A 20,622-nucleotide genomic window follows, 5' to 3' on the forward strand; every position below is an offset into this window, starting at 1 on the left:
GGGGCAAAGCCTTTCCCTGGCAAAAAGCTCAAAGCTGCGCCAGATGCAGGATTTCCTGCCCCATCAGCACGCATTGGCCACCCTTGGTGTAGTAGCTCAGGCGCATGCGGTACTCGCCCTTGTAGACGAAGCCCATGACTTCCAGCACCTCAAAACGCTGCTTGCGGTTGGCGGGGTTGGCGCGCGCGGGCAGGGCCTTGACGCTGCTGGCGTCCACCTCGGCGCGGTCGTCACCGTCGCTGTGAAACGCCAGCAGCTTGCGCGCCTGCGCCACGGCTTCGTCCTGGCAGGCCGGGGCCTTGTCGGTCGCCAGCGCCGGGCTGGCCAGCGCGGCCAGCAGCGCGGGCAGGAAAAGGCGGGAAATGGCGTGTTTCATGGGGTTGCTCCTCCCGATAGGCTCATTCGTCCACGGCCAGCATCACGTTCGAGGCCTTGATGACGCCAAAGGCCTGCGCGCCTTCCTTCAGGCCCAACGCCTCGGCCGAGTGCGTGGTGATGGTCGAGACGATTTGCAGGCCGGGGGCCAGCTCCAGCGTCACCTCGGTGGTGACGGGGCCTTTGTGAATGGCCGCGACCTTGCCAGGCAACACATTGCGAGCGCTGATTTTCATGGTGATGTCCTCTGTAGGAAGTGCTGCAAAAGCGGCCATTGTGCCAGGGCCTTGCCCCCGTCTGGGCAGCAGGACTTTGTTGCGCTCAGCAAGGGGGAGAGTGCTGCGTCGCCAGCCACTGCGCATGGCCGCGGGCGCGCAGCTGGCAGGCCGGGCAGTGGCCGCAGCCATAGCCCCAGCTGTGCAATGTCTGGCGCTGGCCCAGGTAGCAGGTGTGGGAATGCCGCCGGATCAGCTCGACCAGCGCATCGCCGCCCAGTGCGTGCGCCAGGGCCCAGGTCTGGGCCTTGTCGCGCCACATCAGCGGCGTGGCCAGGCTCAAAGGCCGGTCAATGCCCAGGCTGAGCGCCACCTGCAGCGCCTTGAGGGTGTTCTCGCGGCAATCTGGGTAGCCGGAGTAGTCGGTCTCGGAGACGCCGCACACCAGCGCCTGCAGGTCGCGCCGGTAGGCCAGGGCGGCGGCCAGCGTCAGGAACAGCAGATTGCGCCCGGGCACGAAGGTGTTGGGCAGACCATCGGCCTGCATGGCGATGGCCACGTCCTCGGTCATGGCGTTGCTGCCCAGCTGCGCCAGCGCATCGACTTGCAGCAGGTGATCGGGGCCGAGCGCGGCGCGCCAGTCCGGGCGCAGTGCGGCCATGCCCTCGCGCAGCCGCTGGCGGCAGTCGAGTTCGACGCGGTGGCGCTGGCCGTAGTCAAAGCCCAGGGTCTCGACGTGGGCAAAGCGCGCCAGCGCCCAGGCCAGCGTGGTGGCCGAATCCTGCCCGCCCGAGAGCAGCACCAGCGCGCGGCGCTGGGCCTTGACCACGCGATTGCAGGAGGCTGCGCTGGAGTCCGCAGGGGCCGGGCACAAGGCACCCATCATGGCGCAGCGCTGCGGCAGGCGGCGCTGGCGCAGGCCGGCGCAGCAGGCGCGGGCGTTTTGATGCGCCGCACGATGGCCGCCAGCATCAGCCCGTAGGCGGGCACGAACAGCGCCAGGCTCACCAGCAGCTTGATGACGTAATCCACCAGCGCGATCTCGCCCCAGTGCGCGGCCATGAAAGGGTCGCTGCTGCGCCAGAACGCGATGGAGAAGAAGGCGGCCGTATCCAGCGCCTGGCCGAGGATGGAGGAGGCCGTGGGCGCCAGCCACCAGGCGTTGTAGCTGCGGCGCATGCGGTCAAACACCTGAATGTCCAGCAACTGACCCAGCACGTAGGCGGCAAAGCTGGCCACGGCGATGCGGAACACGAAGCCGTTGAACTCGCCCAGCGCCGCCAGGCCATTGAAGCGCCCTTCGTGAAACAGCACCGAGACCACGTAGGAGGCCAGCAGCGCCGGCAGCATGACGCGGGCAATGACGCGCCGCGCCGGCTGCTTGCCGATCAGGCGCACGGTCAGGTCGGTGGCCAGGAAGATGAAGGGGAAGCTGAAGGCCCCCCAGGTGCTGTGAAAGCCCAGCAAATCAATGGGCAGCTGCACCAGATAGTTGCTGGCGATGATGATGGCAATGTGCAGCGCCACCAGCAGGGCCAGCGCTTTGGATACCCGTGGCGACGGGTCGGCAAACGCGGTCATGGCAATCCTTTTTGATGAATGGGGTGAGGGAACCCATTGCGGTGAAAAACCAGGCGCGGCACATGGGCATGTGCCGCGCCTGGGCAACCAGTGATTGTAGCCGCTGGCGACAGTCTTTTTCGAGGCTTCAGCCCAGCGAGTCCGGGCTGCGCCACTGCACCGCCTGACCGCTGGTCAGCAGGCCGACGCGGTTGGCCATGATGCGCGCTTCCTGTTTGTTGTGCGTGACCAGGATGGCCGTGTGCTGGCCCTGGCGCAGGATGTCGCGCACTTCGTGCGCCAGGTGTTCGCGCAGCTCGGTGTCGAGGTTGGAGAACGGCTCGTCGAGCAGCAGCAGCGCTGGCGAGGGCGCCAGCGCCCGCGCCAGCGCCACGCGCTGCTGCTGGCCGCCGGAGAGCTCGTGCGGCCAGGCCTTGGCCGCCTGGCGCAGGCCCACCAGTTCGAGCATTTCGGCCACGCGCGCCTGGCGCTGGGCGCGGCCCAGCGCGCGCAGCCCGAAGGCGATGTTGTGAAACACGTTCAGGTGCGGGAACAGCGCGTAGTCCTGGAACATCATGCCCACTTGGCGCTGCTCGGGCGGCACGCTCAGGCTGGGGGAGGACAGTGGCCGACCGTTCAGGTGGATGCTGCCATCGCGCAGCGGCTCGAAGCCGGCGATGGCGCGCAGGATGGTGGACTTGCCGCAGCCGGAGGCGCCGATCAGGCAGGCGATCTGGCCGCGCGGCAGCTGCAGCGAGAAGTCGCGCACGATCTCGCGCAGGCCCTGGGGCGTGTCGTAGCCCAGGCGCAGCCGGTCGATGGCGAGAAAGGCGGCTTCCGGGCTGCTCTGGGGTGTGGCTTGCTGGGCGGGGAGCGTCGTCTGCGACATAGGTGGCATAGGGCAATTCATGCGATGGCCTGGCGCTGCGCGGCAGCGGGCTGGGGCGGCTTGGGCGTTTGCTGGGGGGCTTGTGGCCGTGTCGGCGGGCCATTGCCGCCCACGGCCAGCTGGGTGCGCGCCAGCACGATCACCGGCAACAGGCCGGCCAGCACGATGGCCAGGGCGGCGATGGCGCCTTCTTCATAGGTGCCGCGCGCGGCCTCGGCATACAACTGCGTGGCCAGTGTTTCGAAGTTCAGCGGGCGCAGCAGCAGCGTGGCGGGCAGCTCTTTCATGGTGTCGACGAACACCAGCAGCGCAGCGGCGGCCAGCGCCGGGCGCAGCAGCGGCAGGTGCACGCGCCAGAGCGTGGCGGCGCTGCCGTGGCCCAGCAGGCGCGCGGCCTGCTCCAGCGAGGGCGGTATGCGCGCCAGCCCGGCCTCAATGCCGCCAATGGCAATGGCCATGAAGCGCAGCACATAGGCCATGACCAGCGCCGCGCTGCTGGCCATCAGCCACAGGCCGGGCTCGCGCAGCAGCGCGGAGATGCCCCGATCCATCAGCGCCAGCGGGCTGAGCAGGCCGATGGCCAGGATGGTGCCCGGAATGGCATAGCCCAGGTGGCCGATGCGGGCGCAGGCCATGGCCCAGAGGCTGCGCCGCCCGTCGATGGCCAGGCGCGCCTGCCAGGCCAACAGCAGGCCGCACAGCAGCGCAATGCCGGTGGCCGCCAGCGCCAGCGACACGGTGTTGTGCAGGCTCGTCCACAGCGCGGAGGAGATGCTGTGCGCCTCGTGCAGGCGCTCGGCTGCGGCGCTGGCCAGATAGGCGGCGGGCACGACAAAGCCCAGCAGCACAGGCAGTGCGCCCAGCAGCAACGCCAGCCAGGCGCGACCGCCGCGCAGTTGGCGCGGCTGCGCCGGGCGCAGGCGCTGGGCGGTGGCAAAGCGTTGGCGCTGGCGGCCGCGCCGCTCCAGCAGGATCAGGGCCACGACCAGCAGCAGCATCAGCAGCGCCAGCTGCGCTGCGCCGCCCAGGTCGGAGCGCGTCACCCAGGTGTTGTAGGTGGCCACGGTCATGGTGCGCACGCCGAGGAACTCGGAGGCGCCGATGTCGTTGAGCGTCTCCAGCAGCGCCAGCGCCACGCCGGTGGCGATGCCAGGGCGCGCCATGGGCAGGGCCACGCGCCAGAACGCGCCGGCGGCCGAGCAGCCCAGGGTGCGCGCCGCCTCCAGCAGGCTGGCGCTCTGGCTCATGAACATGAAGCGCGTGCTCAGGTACACGTAGGGGTAGAGCACCAGCGACAGCAGCGCGATGGCGCCAGGCAGCGAGCGCACATCGGGCAGGCGGAACTCGCGCGGGCTGCTGTAGCCCAGCAGCTCGCGCACCCAGCCTTGCAGCGGGCCGATGGGGTGCAGCACGTCCAGGTAGGCGTAGGCGATCACGTAGCTGGGGATGGCCATGGGCAGCAGCAGCGCCCAGACCAGCAGGCCCCGGCCGGGGAAGCGGTAGGCCGTCACCAGCCAGGCCGCGCCCGTGCCGATGGCCGTGACCAGCAGCCCCACGCCCAGCAGCAGCCACAGCGTATTGCGCGCCGCCACGGGCAGCACGTGTTGGGTCAGGTGCGACCAATGGTCCCATTGCGCATGCTGGGCGTGCCACAGCAGCGCGGCGATGGGCGCCAGCGCCAGCAGCGCCAGCAGGGCGCAGGCCAGGGCGGCGGGCCAGCCCAGGCGGCGCGGGGCGCGCGGCAGCGCGGAAAGGGGCAGGGCGGTGTCGGACAAGGCGGGTCAAAGGCTCCAGGGGCCTGAAGAAAAGCAGCCGGCAGTGGGGGCTGCGCGTCAATGGCAAAACGCCGCCCAGTGCAGGGCGGCGAGGAGAGGGAGCTGCGCGGGCCCGCCATTGACGGCGGGGCGCAGCTGGCAGGGAGGATCTGCGATTGCGATCAGTTGTCGAAGCCGACCTTGTCCACCAGCTCGCTGGCGAGCTTGCGGTGCTTGGCCACTTCCGTCAGCGGCAGGGTGTCGGACTTGAGCGGGCCGAATGATTCGGTCACTGGGTCGAGCTTGACGCCTTCGCGGATCGGGTACTCGTAGTTGGCGTTGGCGTAGAGCTCCTGGGCCGGCACGGACACCAGGTACTCCAGCAGCTTGACGGCGTTGTCCTTGTTGGGTGCGTTCTTGGCCACGGCGCCGCCGGAGATGTTCACGTGCGTGCCGCCATCCTTGCCGAAGGTCGGGCGCACCACCTTGATGGCCTGGCCCCACTTGTAGTCGTCGCTGTCGGGCTTGGCATTTTTCATGCGGCCCACGTAGTAGTTGTTGGCGATGCCGATGTCGCAGATGCCGCCCAGGATGTCGCGCGCCACGTTGCGGTCGCCGCCGGTGGCCTTGCGCGCCAGGTTGGCCTTGACGCCCTTGAGCCACTGCTCGGTGGCTTCGGCGCCGTTGTGCGCGATCATGGCCGAGATCAGCGCCGTGTTGTAGGGGTGCTGGCCGGCGCGGATGCAGACCTTGCCCTTCCACTTCGGGTCGGCCAGGTCTTCATAGGTGAAGCTGGACAGATCCAGATCCTTGTCCACATACAGCACGCGGTCGCGCAGCGACAGCGCAAACCACTCGCCATTGGCGCCGCGCAGGTGTGCTGGCAGCGTGCTGGTCAGCGCCTCGGATTGGATGGGTTGCGTCACGCCGGCGTTGACCAGGTCCAGCAGGTTGCCGATGTCCACCACCATGAACACGTCCGCAGGCGATTGCGCGCCCTCGGCCTTGGCGCGCTCGAGCAGGCCGTCCTTGACGAACACGGTGTTGACCTTGGTGCCGCTGTCCTTCTCGAAGGCCTTGAGCAGCGGCTCGATCAGCGCCGGCTCGCGCGTGGTGTAGAGGTTGACCTCGCCAGCGGCCAGGGCGGCGGGCGAGAAAGCGCCTGCGCCCAGGGCGAGCAGGGCTGCGCACAGGGTGTTGCGCTTGAAGTTGCGAGCGGACATGGAAAAGCCTCCGTCTTGGGGTGGATGAAATACAGCGAAGCCGCCATTGTAGGCTGCGTCTGCGCGTGAGAATCAAAATCAATCACTGCGAGCATGGTTAGGGTCTGGCCCAGCGCCGGGTCGGGCCCCGCTGGCGCTGGGCAATAATCGGCGCGATGGACCCCCTACTGGATCACGACGAAGACGGCGGCAGCTTCGAGGCGTATTTCCGCGCCCCGGCGCTGGCTGCCCAAGCGCCCCTGGCCTGGGCGCTGGGGCAGCGGCTGGATCTGTTGGATGCGCTGCGCAGCCTGTTTTCCGGGCCGCGCCACGTGGTGCAGCTGCGCCTGTGGTGCTTTCTGGAGCTGGCCAGCACGCCCAAGGGGCGCGTGGCGCGCGATGATCTGAATCTGTTGTTTCACGCCCTGCAGCCGCAGGCGCTGGAGAACGCGCTCAAGCGCCTGCGCGAGGCCGGCTTGCTGGTGTGGGACGCCACGCAGCAGGACTATGCCCTGTCTGATTTGGCGCGGCAGGTGCACAGCCTGCTGGCGCCGCTGACACAGGCTGCCAGTGAGGACGATGATCTGGCCGGCCTGCTGGCTCAGGTGGCCGGCGCGCAGGCCCTGGGCCTGGCCGACGCCACGCAGCTCAAGCACCTGCACGCCCAGCTGGCGCGCCTGCACGATGAGTTTGCCGATGCCATTGCCAGCGGCTCCGAGGCGCGGCTGCGCCAGGCCCAGCCGCGCTTTGCGCGCGCGCTGACCCTGGTCGAGCGCGCCGGGCAGGCGCTGACGGCGCTGATCCGCAGCGACAGCGGCGATGTGCGGCTCGAGCGCGAGGCGCGCGCGCTGGGCCACGCCCAGGCGCGGCTGCTGTCCATGGCCAGCCAGTTCAACCGCGCCATGCAGCAGGCCGACCGCCAGCGCGTCACGCTGGGCAGCATCGGCGTGACCAGCTCCGACGTGCGCGACTGGCTGCGCGAACACGCGGCCCTGCCCGCGCTGCTGGACGGCGCGCTGGCGCTGGGCGTGCAGCCCTGGCTGCTCAGCCAGCACGATTTGCTGGACGTGGCCGAGGCCGAGTTCGAGCGCGAGCGGCCCGACCCGCAGCGCAGCAACGCCTTGCCGCCGCCGGCCAATGCCGCAGGCGGCACGCTGGACGTGCCCAGCCTGCCCGAGGAATTGCATGGCCTGATCGAGCTGCTGGCGCAGTGGCAGGCATCGGCCCAGCAGGCCGGGCCGGCCGATGCGCAGGACGACGTGCAGGCCGACGTGCAGCCCGATACCCAGGGCGATGGCCCAGCCGCCGCGCCGCCGCGCCCCCTGCACGAGGCCGTGCTGGGCGGGCGCTTTGCGCAGGCCGCCTACCGCATGCAATTGCTGCCGCTGCTGGGCGATGCCCAGGCGCAAACCCTCAAGGGCCAGACCGGCGAGCTGGCGCGTTCGGGCTGGCGCGCCTCGCTCTCGCCGCGCGTGCTGCCGCTGCAACACCACGCCGTGCAGGCCATGAGCGAAGGCTGCCTGCACCCCGAGCAATCCCCGCCGCCCACCTGGCCGGCCGTGGCGCTGCCGACCGCCCAGGTTGCCCAGGCCGCCCAGGTCACAGCCGCCGGCCCGCGCCGTGGCCGCCCCCCGCGAAAAAATTCTTCCAAACCATGAACAGCACAACCGACGAAGCGGCCCTGCTGGCCGCCGAGCTGCTGGCGCGCCGCTGGCTGCCGCGCCAGCACCCGCGCATCCGCCGCGCCCTGGTCGATGCCGACCTCTGGCAGGCGCTGGAGCAGCGCCTGGCCGGCGTGGGCCTGCGCCTGGTGGACAACATCCACGCCGACCACGTCACGGTGGCGCTGGCGCGCAGCGCCGAGAACGCCGTGCTGGGCGAGACCGGGCTGGCCAGCCACAACAACTTTGAGCTGCCGCGCGATGGCGTCTCGCTGCTGGTGGTGCTGTGGGCGCTGATCGTGCTGCCCAAGCGCGAGCGCCAGGCCGCGCGCGACAACGCCGCCGAAGGCCCCGGCCAGGGCGAGATGTTCGCCAGCGAAAAGCCCATGCCCAAGGCCGCCAGCGTCAGCCCGCTGGTCTCCTACAAAGCGTTGTTGGCCGACTTCGGCGCGCAGCTGGGTAAGAAAACCCGGTTGGACATGAACCTCAAGCGGCTGGAGAACCACGGCTTCATCCTGCGCCGTGGCGACGACATCGCCGAAGGCCCGCTGCTGGACTTGCTGCTGGACTACGACGTGATGGCGCCGCGCATCTTGGAAGGCACGCTGGCCCAGGTGCTCGAACGCGCCCGCGCCACCCAGGCCCAGGCTGGGCCAGAAGCGGCATCGGATGAGGCCGCATCGGAAGAGACCTGGGCAGAGGCTGCGGCTGAAGCTGCGCCTGCGCGCCCATCGGATGCGCCCCCCGCTGGCGCCGACCTTGGCCCCGCCGCCCAGCCGCCCGCAGCCTGAACCGAACCTGCCCCATGTTTCACCTCCAATCCATCGAACTGCTGCACTGGGACTACTGCCAGCGCCTGAGCCTGCCGCTGGACGGCGCCATCATCACCGTGGCCGGGCCCAACGGCTCGGGCAAGACCACGCTGCTGGATGCCATGCGCACCCTGCTGGGCCTGGAATGCTCGGGCGGGCGCAGCTTCAAGACCTACGCGCGCCACGCCAATGCCGATGCCTCCTGGCTGCGCGCCGTGGTGGACAACCGCCCGCGCACGCGGCAAAGCTCCAGCCGCCCCTTTGCGCGCAACCTGCTGTATGCCGACCAGGTCACGCTGGCTTGCCGCATCCAGCGCAACAGCGGCGACTGGCAGCGGCGCTACTACATGGCCGATGGCGACGTGGCCATCGAGCAGCTGCTGGAGTTGCCCGACAAGGACTGGCTGGGCATCGAGCACTGGCGCCGCCGGCTGGAGACGGCCGGCCTCTCGCGCGCCATCGCCCGCGTGTTGGCGCTGGAGCAGGGCCAGACCGACCGCCTGTGCGAATACTCGCCCAAGGAGCTGCTGCGCCTGGTGTTCGACGTGTTCGGCGACCAGGAAGTGCTGGACCGCTACGAGGAAGCGCGCCGCCACCAGCGCGACGTGGCCGACGAAGCCGAGGCCGCCGCCAAGGAGCTGGCCCACGGCCAGGCCCAGCTGGCGCTGGTGGAGGCACGCCTGAACCTCTACCGCCAGTACCAGGCCAAGCTGCGCGAGCGCGAGCGCCTGCACACCGAGGTCATCCCCGTGCTGGAATGGCGCGACGCGCGCGAGGCCATGCTCGCTGAGGCCCGGGAGCTGCACCGCCAGCGCCTGGAGCACGGCAAAAGCCTGGCGCGCCAGCGCCAGGACCGCCAGGCGCTGCTGCAACTGGCGCAGCGGCAAGAGCAACTGGCCGCACAGCTGGCCCAGGCCGACGCCCTGCGCAAGGCCGCGCAAGAGGCCCTGAGCGAAGCGCGCGGGCATGAAACCCCGGTCGAGGCCCTGGTGCGCCAGGCCGACGAGCTGCACGCGCTGGCCCAGGTCGAAGGCGATGCCCAGCAACTGGCCCTGCGCGTGCAGCAACTGCAGCAGCAGCGCCAGGCGCACGAGCGCGACTGGCACACCCGCCAGCAAGAGCGCGAGGCCGCGCAGCGCGCCCTCGAACAGCTGCGCAGCGCCCGCACCGCCCCGCGCCCGGAGGACGCCACGCGCTTTGCCCAGCTGCTGCGCCAGCAGGGCATTGCCCACCACTTCGTGGCCGAGGCCATCGAAATCACCGACGAGCACTGGCGCGCCGCCGCCGAAGGCGTGCTGCGCAGCGCGCGCTGGGTGGTGGTGCTGGACGATCCCGCCGACGAAGCCCGCGCCAGCCAGCTGGCCGAGCAGCAGCGCTACCGCCACTACCTCGTGGCCGACGCCGCGCCCGCGCCCCAGCGCGTGCCGCCGCACAGCCTGCTGGCCGCGCTGCACGTGGCCGCGCCGCTGCCCGCGTGGCTGCTCAGGACGCTGGCGGCCATCCGCTGCGTGCCCGACACTGTCGCCGGCTTTGCCGCCGGGGGCGAGTGGATTACCCCGCAGGCCTACTGGCGCGACGGCCGCGGCGGGCGCAGCGTTTGGGTGCCGCCCAGCCAACACCAGTTCGGCGCCGCTGCGCTGGCCGCGCGGCGCGAATCCATCGAGCAGCGCCTGGCCGAGCTGGACGCGCAGCTGCAGGCCATCGCCCAGCGGCAGCGCGAAGCTGAGCGCCAGCTGCAGGCGGCCAAGGCCGCCGCCGCCGGCCACCGCGCCGCCGAGGAGCTGGCGCGCCGCAGCGAGGAATTTGCCACCGCGCGCAGCCAGCTGGCGCAGCTGCGCCAGGCGCGCATCAGCGCCGGCCAGCGCTACGCCGAGCTGGACCAGCAATACCAGCGCCTGGGCGAGCAGCTGCGCCAGGCGCAAAGCCAGTACCAGCAGACCCAGCAGCGCCTGCAGGGCGACGAATCGGCGGCCAGCCGCTTTGCGCGCGAATGGCAGGGCCGCCGCGATGCGCTGCGCACGCGCAGCGCCCCATCGCGCCGCCAGCGCCGCCAGTTCCCGCCGCGCTGGATTGCGCCCGAGGCCATTGCGCCGCTGCGCGAGCAGTTCACCAACGCCACGCAGGCGCGGCTGCGCGGCCAGGCCGTGGCCCGCGAGCTGGAGGAGGGCGAATGGGAAACCGACCCCAGCATCGAGGAGCGCCACACGCTGATGCTCGCCCAAGTGGCCGGCCAGCAGGCCCAGTTGCAGCAGCGCCAGGCCAGCAATGAATCGGCGCGCATCGCCGTGGACAACGCCCGCGAGCGCTACATCGACGTGCTGCGCGCCACCGTGCGCCGCTACCGCAAGAACATCACCGAGCTGGGCGAGCTCGCCGGCGTGGCCGTGCAGGCCGACACCCCGCACCTGGAAAACGACGACGCCGCGCTGCGCCAGGCCGAGCTGAGGGTGCACTTCAACTTCGACGGCAAGGGCCAGATCGGCCTGAACGACGGCGAGGCCTCGGGCGGGCAGCAGGTCATCAAGTCGCTGATCCTGCTGGTGGGCCTGCTCAAGGACGACGAAGCCTCGGGCGGCTTCGTCTTCATCGACGAGCCCTTTGCGCACCTGGACGTGCGCAACATCCAGCTGGTGGGGCACTTTCTCAAGTCCACGCGCGCGCAGTACGTGCTGACCACGCCGATCACGCACAACGTCGAGGTTTTTGAGCCGGCCGATGTCACCCTGGTCACCGCCAAGAAAAAGCCTGGCGAGCGCTGGGCCCCGCCCATCGGCGTGCTGCAGCGCCGCGCTGCGCCCGCCCAGTATTGAAGAAGGATCGGAACGCCATGCCCAGCGACACGCCGCTGCCCAGCGCCGCCGCCCTGGATGAGCTGCCCGGCCAGCCCTGGTGGCCGCAGCTGACCCCGCCCATGCGCGCCATCGTCACCGGCATGGCGCGCGCCCAGCGCGCGCCGCTGCACACGCTCACGCCCCAGCAGGCGCGGCAGGCCTACCGCAGCGGCGCGCAGGTGCTCGAAGAAGACCGGCCGGCGCAGGTGCAGCACCGCGATGCGCACATCCCGGCGCGCGATGGCCATGCGCTGGCGGTGCGGCTCTACACCCCCCAGGCCCAGAGCGGCCCGGCCGCTGCGCCCTGGCCGGTGCTGCTGTACCTGCACGGCGGGGGCTTTGTCGTGGGCGACCTGGACACGCACGACGTGCTGTGCGCGCGCATCGCCCACAACGCGCAGCTGGCCGTGCTGGCGCTCGATTACCGGCTGGCGCCGCAGTGGCGCTTCCCTACGGCGCTGCACGATGGCTGGGACGCGCTGTGCTGGCTGGCGCGCCACGGCGCGCAGTGGGGGCTGGACGGCCAGCGCCTGGCCGTGGGCGGCGACAGCGCCGGCGGCACGCTGGCGGCGGTGCTGGCGCTGATGGCGCGCGATGAGACCCTGCCGCTGCAGGCGCAGTTGCTGATCCACCCGGGCACCTGCGCCTGGCAGGAGACGGCCTCGCACCAGCGCCATGCCCGCGGCCCGGTGTTGAATGCGGCGCTGCTGCAATGGTTTTTTGCCCACTACATCGACCCGGCGCAGCGCCAGGACTGGCGCTTTGCGCCGCTGCTGGCGCCCGAGGTGCAGGCCGTGGCCCCGGCGCTGTTCGTGCTGGCCGAGTGCGATCCGCTGTGCGACGAGGCCCTGGCCTATGCCGACCGGCTGCGCATGCAGGCCGTGCCAGTGGAGTTGGAGCTCTACCGCGGCGTGGCGCACGAGTTCATCAAGATGGGCCGGCTGCTGCCCGAAGCGGCCTGGGCCCATGCGGCCATCGGCCAGTTCCTGCAGGCGCGCCTGCGGGCCTGAATGGCCTGCAAAACCGCTTATGCTTGCAGGATTTTTCGCAGTCCGGGCAGGGCGCTGCGCATGGCCGGCCGCAATGCGCGCAGCGGCGCGCCAGCGCAGGCGCCGCGCACGGGATGCACTTCAGTTGATGGAGAACACATGCAATTCATTCGTTTCAGCGATTTGTGCGCCCAGGGCCAGGCCCAGGGCAAGCGGGTCTTCATTCGCGCAGACCTGAACGTGCCGCTCGATGAGCAGGGGCAGATCAGCGAGGACACGCGCATCCGCGCCTCGGTGCCGGCCATCCGCATGGCCCTGGATGCCGGCGCGGCCGTGATGGTCACCAGCCACCTGGGCCGCCCCAAGGAGGGGCAGCTGCTGCCGGGCGATTCGCTGGCGCCGGTGGCGCAGCGCCTGAGCGAGCTGCTGGGCCAGGAAGTGCCGCTGGCGCGCGACTGGGTCGATGGCGTGGAGGTGGCGCCCGGCCAGGTGTTGCTGCTGGAGAACTGCCGCGGCAACGTGGGCGAGAAGAAGAACGACGCCGAGCTGGCGCGCAAGATGGCGGCGCTGTGCGACATCTTCGTGCACGACGCCTTCGGCACGGCGCATCGGGCCGAGGCCTCAACCTACGGCATTGCGCAGTACGCGCCCGTGGCCTGCGCCGGCCCGCTGCTGGCCGCCGAGATCGATGCGCTGGGCAAAGCGCTGCGCGAGCCCAAGCGGCCGCTGGTGGCCATCGTGGGCGGCGCCAAGGTCTCGACCAAGCTGACCATTCTGCGCAGCCTGGCCGAGAAGGTCGATGCGCTGATCGTGGGCGGCGGCATTGCCAACACCTTCATGCTGGCCGCCGGGCTGCCCATCGGCAAAAGCCTGGCCGAGCCCGATCTGGTGGACGAGGCCAAGGCCATCATCGACATGATGCGCGCGCGCGGCTGCGCCGTGCCCATCCCGCAGGACGTGGTGGTGGCCCAGCGCTTTGCCGCCGATGCGCCGGCGCAGACCAAGCCTGCCAGCGAAGTCCTGGCCGATGAGTTGATCCTGGACATTGGCCCAAAGACGGCCGCCGAGCTGGCCGCGCAGCTGCAGCAGGCCGGCACCATCGTCTGGAACGGGCCGGTGGGCGTGTTCGAGTTCGACGCCTTCGAGCAGGGCACGCGCACGCTCTCGCAGGCCATTGCCGAGTCGCAGGCCTTCAGCATCGCCGGCGGCGGCGACACCCTGGCGGCCATTGCCAAGTACGGCCTGGAGCCGCGCATCGGCTACATCTCCACCGGCGGCGGGGCCTTCCTGGAAGTGCTGGAGGGCAAGCAACTGCCGGCCTTCGAAATCCTGGCGCAACGGGCGCAGTGAGGATGCAGCAAGGCCGCAGCGGCGGCAAAAACGTGGCTTTCCTGCCAATCACTGCCAATTTTTTGCAAACAATCGAAAAAAATTGCAGATCACTGGTGAGGAATCGCGTATCTTGTTTTCCAATATGACATTAGGTGACTAAACGTTACTTTGTGAATAGGGGCCGCCATTTCCAGCGGCCTGTCAATACTAGGAGAGTCATGATGCATCAACGCGTTTTTCATGCCGCCGCGCTGGCAGTGGCCGTCGCTGGTCTGGTGGGCTGCGGCAGCAGCGCAATCCCCCTGTCGCGCAATTTCGATCAGGCCGACCAGTACAAGGTCCGCTCGGCGCAGCATTGGAGCGTGATCAGCGCCGATGCGGCCAACCGCACCGCCGCCGCGCTGGAGGCCGCAGGCGTTACGCAGGGTTCGCCCATTTACGTGGCCATCCCGGAGAACGCCGGCCAGTTCGAGTGGGCCTTCCGCGACATGCTGATGACGCGCCTGGTCGAGCGCGGTGCGGCCGTGCAGCAGCACCCCGTGGCTGGCCAGTACACCGTGGTTTATCACTCTCAAGTGGTGCGTCACCCCTCCAACCTGTGGGTGGGCGGCCATGGCGGGCGCGATTACTACAACCTGGGCGATGGCGTGAGCGTGCGCTATGGCCGCCACAATGTGCAGACCACGCCGCTGGCGCCCCATTACGACCACGATGGTCCGCTGCGCAGCTATTCCGGCCAGTCCGGCACGGAGCTGGTGCTGACGACTGCCGTGCTGCACAATGAGCGCTTCCTCTCGCGCACGACCGACGTCTACTATCTGGAGAATGTGGATGCCGGCCTGTTCCAAAGCAGCTTCAAGAACATCAATATGAAAGTGGTGAACCAATGAAAGTCCAATTTCTTGCATCTGCGCTGGCTGCGGCCGCACTGGTCGCTGGCTGCGCGAATCACACCAACACCGTCCGTGTCGAGCCCAGCTACCAGGACGCGGCCAGCAACAGCTTTCTGAAAACCAACCAGAACGCCGCGCAGCAGTTGATCAGCGGCTACGACACCACGGCCTTTCAGAACAGCCCGCTGCTGGTGGCCACCATTGTGGACGTCAACGACACGCGCGTGTCCGCCCCGCTGGGCCGCACGCTCTCCGAGCAGTACGCCTCGACCCTGGCCAATGCCGGCTTGAACGTGCGCGAAATCAAGCTGCGCGGCAATGTTTTCGTGCAGGAAGGCACGGGCGAGTTGTTGCTCTCGCGCGAGATCCAGGACATCGCCAAGAGCCAGAACTCCGGCGTGGTGCTGGTGGGCACCTACTCTGCCGCCGCGCGCTTTACCTACGTCAGCCTGAAGCTGGTGCGCACGCAGGACAGCCGCATCATCAGCGCCTACGACTACACCCTGCCCAACAACCGCGACGTGCGCCGCCTGCTGCAGTCGAACTGATGGCTTGTGATGCCTGCGTCGGCGCTGATGGCGCAGGCAGGCGCCCATTGAAAAAATGCCAGCACTCCTTCGGGGCTGCTGGCATTGCTCGTTCTGGGGCCTGTGCTTGTGGGGCCAGTTCAGGGCCTGCACTGGCCCTGCACTACGATGCCCCTGCGCTGGAGTGATTGCCTCAAGGGCCGCTACCAGCCCAGGCCCAGGCGCAGGGGCAGATAGACCAGCATGCCGGTGACGATGGTGCCCAGGATGCCGCGGCGCAGCAAGAAATACAGGCAGGCCGCTGGCGTGGCCCAGAGCCGGGCGTCGCGCCAAGTGTCAATCAGCTGGCCATCGCTCATGAGCAGCTCCGGGATGATGACGGCCGCCAGCGCTGCCAACGGGGCGTACTTCAGGCCGCGGCGCAGCCAATCGGGCAGCGGCAGCTCGCGGCGCGGGATGACGAAAAAGGCCCGCGTGATCAGCGTCACCAGGGCCAGGCCCAGGATGGCTGCCAGGGTGTACCAGTCGTTGCTGTTGTCCATGGGGTGCGGCCTTATTGCGTCTTGGTGGGCGTTTTGGTGGGCGTCTTGGCGGATGTCTGGGCGCTCTGGCGCTCGCGCACGATGCGCTGGGTGTGGTCGAACAGCAAGCCCAGCACCACGGCCGCGCCAATGGCCACCAGGATGTTGAGCCTGAGCGGCAGGCCGTAGGCCGCGATGGCCACGCCGCCGGCGACCAGCGCGGCCAGGGCGGTGTAGCGGTCCACCAGCATGGACAGCGTCACCCCCAGCAAGGCCAGGATGCCGGCAAAGCCCAGGCCCCAGTGCATGGGGATGAAGTTGGCCAGCAAGATGCCCGCCATCGAGGGGATCTGCCAGGCCAGCCAGGTCACGCCCACGCTGCCCCAGAGGTAGGGCTCATGCTCCGGGCTGGGGCTGGGGTCCTCAAAGCGCTTGAAGAACAGCACGAACACCATGTCCGTGGCCAGGTAGGTCATCAGCAGTCGCTTGAAGGGAGGCCAGTGGCCCAGCGGCGTGCGCCACATGCTGCTGAAGATGACAAAGCGCAGGTTGACGCACAGGCCCGTCAGCCAGATCACCCACAGCGGCGATTGCAAGGCCAGCAAGGGCAGCACCGCCAGCTGCGAGCTGCCGGCATAGACCAGCAGCGACATCAGCACCGCCATGGGCACCGACAGCCCGCTTTTCACCATGGCCACGCCCGTGACCAGGCCCCAGGCGCCGATGCCCAGCGCCACTTGCAGCTGGGCGCGCACGCCTTCGCGAAAGGCCGGATGGCGCAGCAAGGCCTGCAGCTTCGTCTGGCCAGGCGGCGCGGACTCAGGGGCGGGCGTGGGCGACAAGGGGGCGGACATGGCGTGGGGCGCTTGGGGTTGGGGCGGGGAGCGGATTCAGCCGCGCGCCTGGGGCGTTGTTGGGGAGCCGGTGGCGGCAAAGCCATCCCCGGCGGCGATGGCAAAGCCGTTGAGAAACTGCTGCACCGGCTGGCGCTTGCCGCCGGCGCGCTGCAACTGCAGCAGGCGCAGCACGCTGCCCTGGCCGCAGGCCACGTCCACGCCGTGGCGATCGACCTGCAGCACGGTGCCTGGCGCAGCCGCTGCGCCGGTGCTGGCATCAGCATCGGCGATTGGGGCCGCAGCCGGCAAGGCCTGGGCCTGCCAGATTTTCAGCGTCTGCGGCGCGCCGCCGGCTGCGGCTTGGAACAGCGCCTGTGCACCGGGGAAGGGGTCGAAGGCGCAGACCTGGCGCGCCAGCTCATGGGCCGGGCGCTGCCAGTCGAGCTGGCTTTGCGCGCGCTCGATCTTGTGCGCATAGCTGATGCCCTGTGCCGGCTGGGGCTGGCTGGGCAGCGGCGCCTGGCTCTGCTGCAGCTGCTGCAGCGCCGCGACGATGCATTGGCCGCCCAGCTGCGCCAGGCGATCGTGCAGTTGCGCCGTGCTTTCGCCGGCATGAATCGGGATGGCCTGGCGAGAGACGATGGCGCCGGTGTCCAGGCCCTCGTCCATCTGCATGATGCTGATGCCCGTTTCGGCGTCACCGGCCTCGATGGCGCGATGGATGGGCGCCGCGCCGCGCCAGCGCGGCAACAGGCTGGCGTGGATGTTCAGGCAGCCATAGCGCGGCATCTCAAGCACCCAGGCCGGCAGAATCAGCCCATAGGCGGCCACGAGCATCACATCCAGCTGCAGCGCGGCCAGCGCCTGCTGGGCGGCGGCGGCATCGGCCGCATATTTGCCATCCAGCCGCAGCCCCTGGGGCTGCAGCACGGCAATGCCTTGCGCCTGGGCCAGTTGCTTGACGGGCGAGGGCTGCAGGCGCAGGCCCCGGCCCGCAGGGCGGTCGGGCTGTGTCAGTACCACGGCGGGGCGAAAGCCCGCCGCCAGCATGGCGGCCAGGGCCTGTTGGGCAAATTCCGGCGTGCCGGCAAAAGCAATGCGCATGAAGGCTCCTGGCGTTGGGCGATGCAGGGTGAATGAAGCGCGCCCGCTGTTGCGGGCGCGTGAGGTCGGGGGCTGTGAGCGGGGCTCAGAGATTTTGGGCAGGCCCTCAGGCCTGGGCGGGGGCCTCGCTCTTGCTGCGCTTGAGCATCTTGGTCTTGATGCGGTTGCGCTTGAGCGGCGAGAGGTAATCGATGAACAGCTTGCCTTTGAGGTGGTCCATCTCGTGCTGGATGCACACGGCCTGCAGGCCTTCGGCCTCGATGGTGCGCCACTGGCCGTGCTCGTCCTGGGCCTTGACGTGTACGCGCGCGTGGCGCTGCACCCCATCGTAAATGCCGGGGATGGACAGGCAGCCCTCCTCGCCGCTGTGCATTTCCTCGCTGGCCCAGACCAGCTCCGGGTTGATCAGCACCTGGGGCTGGTTGCGCTCTTCGGAGACATCCATCACGAACAGGCGCTCGTGCACGTCCACCTGCGTGGCGGCCAGGCCCACGCCGTTGGATTCGTACATGGTCTCGAGCATGTCGGCGGCGATTTGCTGGATGCGCGGCCCCACTTCCTTGACGGGGGCGGCCACCTTGTGCAGGCGCGGGTCTGGGTAGTGAAGAATGGGCAGAAGGGCCATGGCGTGTGTGAAACTCTTTTGTAAACTGTCGTTATTTTCGCCATTTTTGCCATCGATGGCCGCTGGCGCATAAAAAATCATTGATTTGTAAGGGCCATCGAATCAGAATCCATGCAATTTGTCACAAATTGGGACGTTTGTTAGTAAAGCCTGCCGCAGCGCCCATGCAAGGGCCCAGTGCCCTGGCCATGCGCACCAGGCCAGCAGAGGGGGCATTCACTTGTTGTACGACACCATGAATCACATCAGAACAAATCAACGCACTGTCCGTCTTGCAAGCCCGGTGGGGAGGCTGCTGTCCGTGGCGCTGGCCTGTGCGGCGCTGCTGGGCCCTGCGGCGCAGGCGCAGAAATACCCCATCACCCAGCAGCAGCGCGCCATCGCCCAGCAGGTGGCCGCGCGCGGCATCCCGGTGCGCGAGCTCAAGGCCGATGCGCCCAGCACCTACACCGTGCGCCGCGGCGATACGCTGTGGGCCATCTCCGGCATGTACCTGCACCGCCCGTGGCGCTGGCCGGCCCTGTGGGGCATGAACATGGACACGGTGCGCAACCCGCACCTGATCTACCCGGGCCAGGTGCTGCACCTGGACGTGCGCGATGGCTATGCCCGCCTGGGCCTGGCGCCCGGTGGCGGCGGCACGATCAAGCTCTCGCCCACCGTGCGCGCCGAGCCGCTGAGCGCCGCGGCGCTGCCCACCGTGCGGCGCGACCTGATCGAGCCTTTCCTGGTGCGCCCGTTCATCAAGAGCCTGGAAGACCTGAGCGAGCTGCCCGACATCGTGGCCTCGGTGGACGAGCGCCTGGTCATGGGCAATGGCGACCTGATCTACGTGCGCGGCACGGACAGCGTGCCCCTGGCGGTCAAGGATGGCGCGCCGCGCAATCTGGCCATCTTCCGCAAGGCCAAGCCGCTGCAGGATCCGCAGACCAAGGAAATCCTGGGCTACGAGGGCGAATACGTGGGCCAGGCGCGCATCGTGCGCGATGAATACTTCGTCGAGCAGACCGACCGGCGCGGCCGCGTCGTCGAGGAATACCGCCCGGCCACGCTGGAAGTGACCTCGGTGGCCACGGACGTGCGCGTGGGCGACCGGCTGGACCTGATCAACGAGGAGGCCGATTACGACAACTTCGTGCCGCGCCTGCCGGCCAAGGACGTCGAAGGCCGCGTGGTGGCGCTGTACGGCGATCAGGCTGTCAAGAACGCCTCCTCGGGCCAGGTCGTGGCCATCAACCTGGGGCGCGAGGACGCCATCGAGAAAGGCCACGTGCTGCAAATCCTGCGCCAGGGCCGGCTGGCGCGCGACCCCGAGCGCGGGCGCAACGCGCGCATCCGCCTGCCCGATGAGCCCAACGGCGTGCTGCTGATCTTCCGCGTCTTCGATCGCGTCTCCTACGGCCTGATCATGGACACGCACGACCCAGTCTCGGTGGGCGACAAGCTCGTTGTGCCCGAGTGATCCTGCGCTGGAGGCGAGCGACAGCCTGGAAAGACAAGCGGCCTGCGGGCCGCTTGTTTTTTGGCGGAGTCTCGCCGAGATCGTCAGCAGGCGCTCAGGCCTGCAGGCAGGTCACCACCAGGCCCAGCAGCATCAGGCCCATGCCGATTTTCTCGGCGCGGCTGAAGTGTTCGCTCAGCAGGCGGCGCGAGACCAGGTAGCTGAACGCCACTTCCACCATGCCCAGGGTGCGCACGGAGGCGGCCCCTTGCATGGCATAGGCCGTGAACCAGGCCAGCGATGCGGCCGCGCCCATGCTGCCGGCCAGCAGCGAGATGCGCCAGGCGCGCAGCACCGGCGCCAGGCCTTGCGGGGTGCGCCACTGGATCCACAGCCCGGCCCCCAGGGTTTGCAGGGTTTGCGCGATCAACACGCCCCAGGCGCCCGACAGCCAGGGGCTGGGGGCGTTCAAGGCCAGTGCGCCGCCGCGAAAGCCCACCGTGGCGATGGCAAAGCAGCAGCCGCAGGCCAGGCCGTAGAGGGCGCAGCGGTTCATCCAGGCGGGCAGGGACAGCAGCTGATCGCGCGGCGGCAGCGACAGCAGCAGCACGCCGGCGCTGGCCACGGCCATGGCCAGCAAGGCCAGCGGCGTGGGCAGCTCATGCAGGAATACGGCGGCAAACAGCGCCAGCTGCAGCACCTCCGTCTTGCTCAGCGTGACGGCCACGGCGAAGTTGCGCTCCTTCATCGCCAGCAGCAAGGCGGCCGTGCCAGCGAGCTGGAAGACGGCGCCCAGCGCAATCCAGCCCAGGTAGACCAGGCTGATGTCGGGCAGTGCAGGGCGCTGCGCGGGCAGCAGATAGAGCAAGGCCAGCCACAGCGCGGCAAAGGGCAGGCCGTAGAGAAAGCGCACCAGCGTGGCCGGCAGAGTGCCCAGCTCCTGAATCAGGCTGCGCTGGGCCGTGTTGCGCACGGTCTGGGCCAGGGCGGCAAACAGCGTGATGGGGATCCACAGCCAGGCCAGGTGTTGCAGGGATTCGGGCATGGCGTGGTGT

At 69.3% G+C, this 20,622-nt stretch carries 19 protein-coding genes and 1 pseudogene; 8 read left to right on the forward strand and 12 right to left on the reverse strand.

The genetic code is table 11. From position 1 onward, the window contains the following. Positions 1 to 28: 28 nt before the first annotated feature. From CK625_RS00975 to CK625_RS01005, 7 genes and pseudogenes are all read right to left on the reverse strand, one after another. Positions 29 to 376: a hypothetical protein gene (locus tag CK625_RS00975; RefSeq protein WP_095538401.1), complete on the reverse strand. Its 348-nt coding sequence runs from the start codon at positions 374 to 376 to the stop codon at positions 29 to 31. A 22-nt stretch (positions 377 to 398) separates the two neighbouring features. Continuing rightward, entirely contained in the window at positions 399 to 611 is a 213-nt protein-coding gene (locus CK625_RS00980) for a TOBE domain-containing protein (protein ID WP_095538402.1), read from the reverse strand. An 85-nt stretch (positions 612 to 696) separates the two neighbouring features. Continuing rightward, complete coding sequence (queC, locus tag CK625_RS00985) at positions 697 to 1,419, reverse strand: 7-cyano-7-deazaguanine synthase QueC (RefSeq protein ID WP_429001292.1); 723 nt, start codon at positions 1,417 to 1,419, stop codon at positions 697 to 699. A 53-nt stretch (positions 1,420 to 1,472) separates the two neighbouring features. After that, positions 1,473 to 2,171 (reverse strand): 7-cyano-7-deazaguanine/7-aminomethyl-7-deazaguanine transporter, encoded by a 699-nt coding sequence (locus CK625_RS00990; protein ID WP_095538404.1) that lies wholly within the window; start codon positions 2,169 to 2,171, stop codon positions 1,473 to 1,475. 133 nt (positions 2,172 to 2,304) lie between these two features. After that, positions 2,305 to 3,039 (reverse strand): annotated as a pseudogene (locus CK625_RS00995) (ABC transporter ATP-binding protein); the annotation flags it as partial. A 17-nt stretch (positions 3,040 to 3,056) separates the two neighbouring features. Further along, positions 3,057 to 4,814 carry an ABC transporter permease gene (locus CK625_RS01000; RefSeq protein ID WP_429001284.1) on the reverse strand — a complete coding sequence of 586 codons (1,758 nt, stop codon included), beginning with the start codon at positions 4,812 to 4,814 and terminating at the stop codon, positions 3,057 to 3,059. Between the two features lie 161 nt (positions 4,815 to 4,975). Beyond that, positions 4,976 to 6,016, reverse strand: a complete 1,041-nt coding sequence (locus tag CK625_RS01005; protein WP_095538406.1) for a Fe(3+) ABC transporter substrate-binding protein — start codon at positions 6,014 to 6,016, stop codon at positions 4,976 to 4,978. 155 nt (positions 6,017 to 6,171) lie between these two features. On the opposite strand from CK625_RS01005, the gene CK625_RS01010 reads away from it, so the two are divergent. The 7 genes from CK625_RS01010 (at position 6,172) to CK625_RS01040 (ending at position 15,061) form a co-directional block, all read left to right on the forward strand. Continuing rightward, positions 6,172 to 7,653: a hypothetical protein gene (locus CK625_RS01010; RefSeq protein ID WP_143326131.1), complete on the forward strand. Its 1,482-nt coding sequence runs from the start codon at positions 6,172 to 6,174 to the stop codon at positions 7,651 to 7,653. After that, positions 7,650 to 8,447 (forward strand): hypothetical protein, encoded by a 798-nt coding sequence (locus tag CK625_RS01015; RefSeq protein ID WP_095538407.1) that lies wholly within the window; start codon positions 7,650 to 7,652, stop codon positions 8,445 to 8,447. The genes CK625_RS01010 and CK625_RS01015 overlap by 4 nt, the downstream gene beginning before the upstream one ends. A 14-nt stretch (positions 8,448 to 8,461) precedes the next feature. Beyond that, positions 8,462 to 11,278, forward strand: coding sequence for an ATP-binding protein (locus tag CK625_RS01020; protein ID WP_095538408.1), 2,817 nt, complete (start codon positions 8,462 to 8,464; stop codon positions 11,276 to 11,278). A 17-nt stretch (positions 11,279 to 11,295) separates the two neighbouring features. Beyond that, on the forward strand, positions 11,296 to 12,309 hold the full coding sequence (locus CK625_RS01025) for an alpha/beta hydrolase fold domain-containing protein (RefSeq protein ID WP_429001285.1): 1,014 nt from the start codon (positions 11,296 to 11,298) through the stop codon (positions 12,307 to 12,309). A 138-nt stretch (positions 12,310 to 12,447) separates the two neighbouring features. Beyond that, a complete protein-coding gene (locus tag CK625_RS01030; RefSeq protein WP_095539007.1) occupies positions 12,448 to 13,638 on the forward strand; it encodes a phosphoglycerate kinase in 1,191 nt (396 codons plus the stop codon). A gap of 203 nt (positions 13,639 to 13,841) precedes the next feature. Next, positions 13,842 to 14,510, forward strand: coding sequence for a hypothetical protein (locus CK625_RS01035; RefSeq protein ID WP_238944807.1), 669 nt, complete (start codon positions 13,842 to 13,844; stop codon positions 14,508 to 14,510). Further along, the gene (locus tag CK625_RS01040) at positions 14,507 to 15,061 is read left to right on the forward strand and encodes a FlgO family outer membrane protein (RefSeq protein WP_095538410.1); all 555 of its coding nucleotides are present in this window, start codon (positions 14,507 to 14,509) and stop codon (positions 15,059 to 15,061) included. The genes CK625_RS01035 and CK625_RS01040 overlap by 4 nt, the downstream gene beginning before the upstream one ends. 182 nt (positions 15,062 to 15,243) lie before the next feature. Here the strand turns inward: CK625_RS01040 and CK625_RS01045 are convergent, their stop codons facing one another. The 4 genes from CK625_RS01045 to def form a co-directional block, all read right to left on the reverse strand. Next, positions 15,244 to 15,582 carry an AzlD domain-containing protein gene (locus CK625_RS01045; RefSeq protein ID WP_095538411.1) on the reverse strand — a complete coding sequence of 113 codons (339 nt, stop codon included), beginning with the start codon at positions 15,580 to 15,582 and terminating at the stop codon, positions 15,244 to 15,246. 11 nt (positions 15,583 to 15,593) lie between these two features. Then, positions 15,594 to 16,415, reverse strand: a complete 822-nt coding sequence (locus tag CK625_RS01050; RefSeq protein ID WP_095538412.1) for an AzlC family ABC transporter permease — start codon at positions 16,413 to 16,415, stop codon at positions 15,594 to 15,596. Between the two features lie 36 nt (positions 16,416 to 16,451). Next, positions 16,452 to 17,501: a methionyl-tRNA formyltransferase gene (fmt, locus tag CK625_RS01055; protein WP_095538413.1), complete on the reverse strand. Its 1,050-nt coding sequence runs from the start codon at positions 17,499 to 17,501 to the stop codon at positions 16,452 to 16,454. A 106-nt stretch (positions 17,502 to 17,607) separates the two neighbouring features. Continuing rightward, the gene (gene def / locus CK625_RS01060; protein WP_095539009.1) at positions 17,608 to 18,126 is read right to left on the reverse strand and encodes a peptide deformylase; all 519 of its coding nucleotides are present in this window, start codon (positions 18,124 to 18,126) and stop codon (positions 17,608 to 17,610) included. A 235-nt stretch (positions 18,127 to 18,361) separates the two neighbouring features. Between def and CK625_RS01065 the strand changes: the two genes are divergently transcribed. Next, complete coding sequence (locus tag CK625_RS01065; RefSeq protein WP_095539010.1) at positions 18,362 to 19,588, forward strand: LysM peptidoglycan-binding domain-containing protein; 1,227 nt, start codon at positions 18,362 to 18,364, stop codon at positions 19,586 to 19,588. 94 nt (positions 19,589 to 19,682) lie between these two features. Here CK625_RS01065 and CK625_RS01070 read toward each other — a convergent pair whose 3' ends face one another. Then, the gene (locus tag CK625_RS01070; protein ID WP_095538414.1) at positions 19,683 to 20,612 is read right to left on the reverse strand and encodes a hypothetical protein; all 930 of its coding nucleotides are present in this window, start codon (positions 20,610 to 20,612) and stop codon (positions 19,683 to 19,685) included. Positions 20,613 to 20,622 lie beyond the last annotated feature (10 nt).

Origin of the sequence: Vandammella animalimorsus, assembly GCF_002285265.1 — a bacterium.
Classification (GTDB): domain Bacteria; phylum Pseudomonadota; class Gammaproteobacteria; order Burkholderiales; family Burkholderiaceae_C; genus Lampropedia.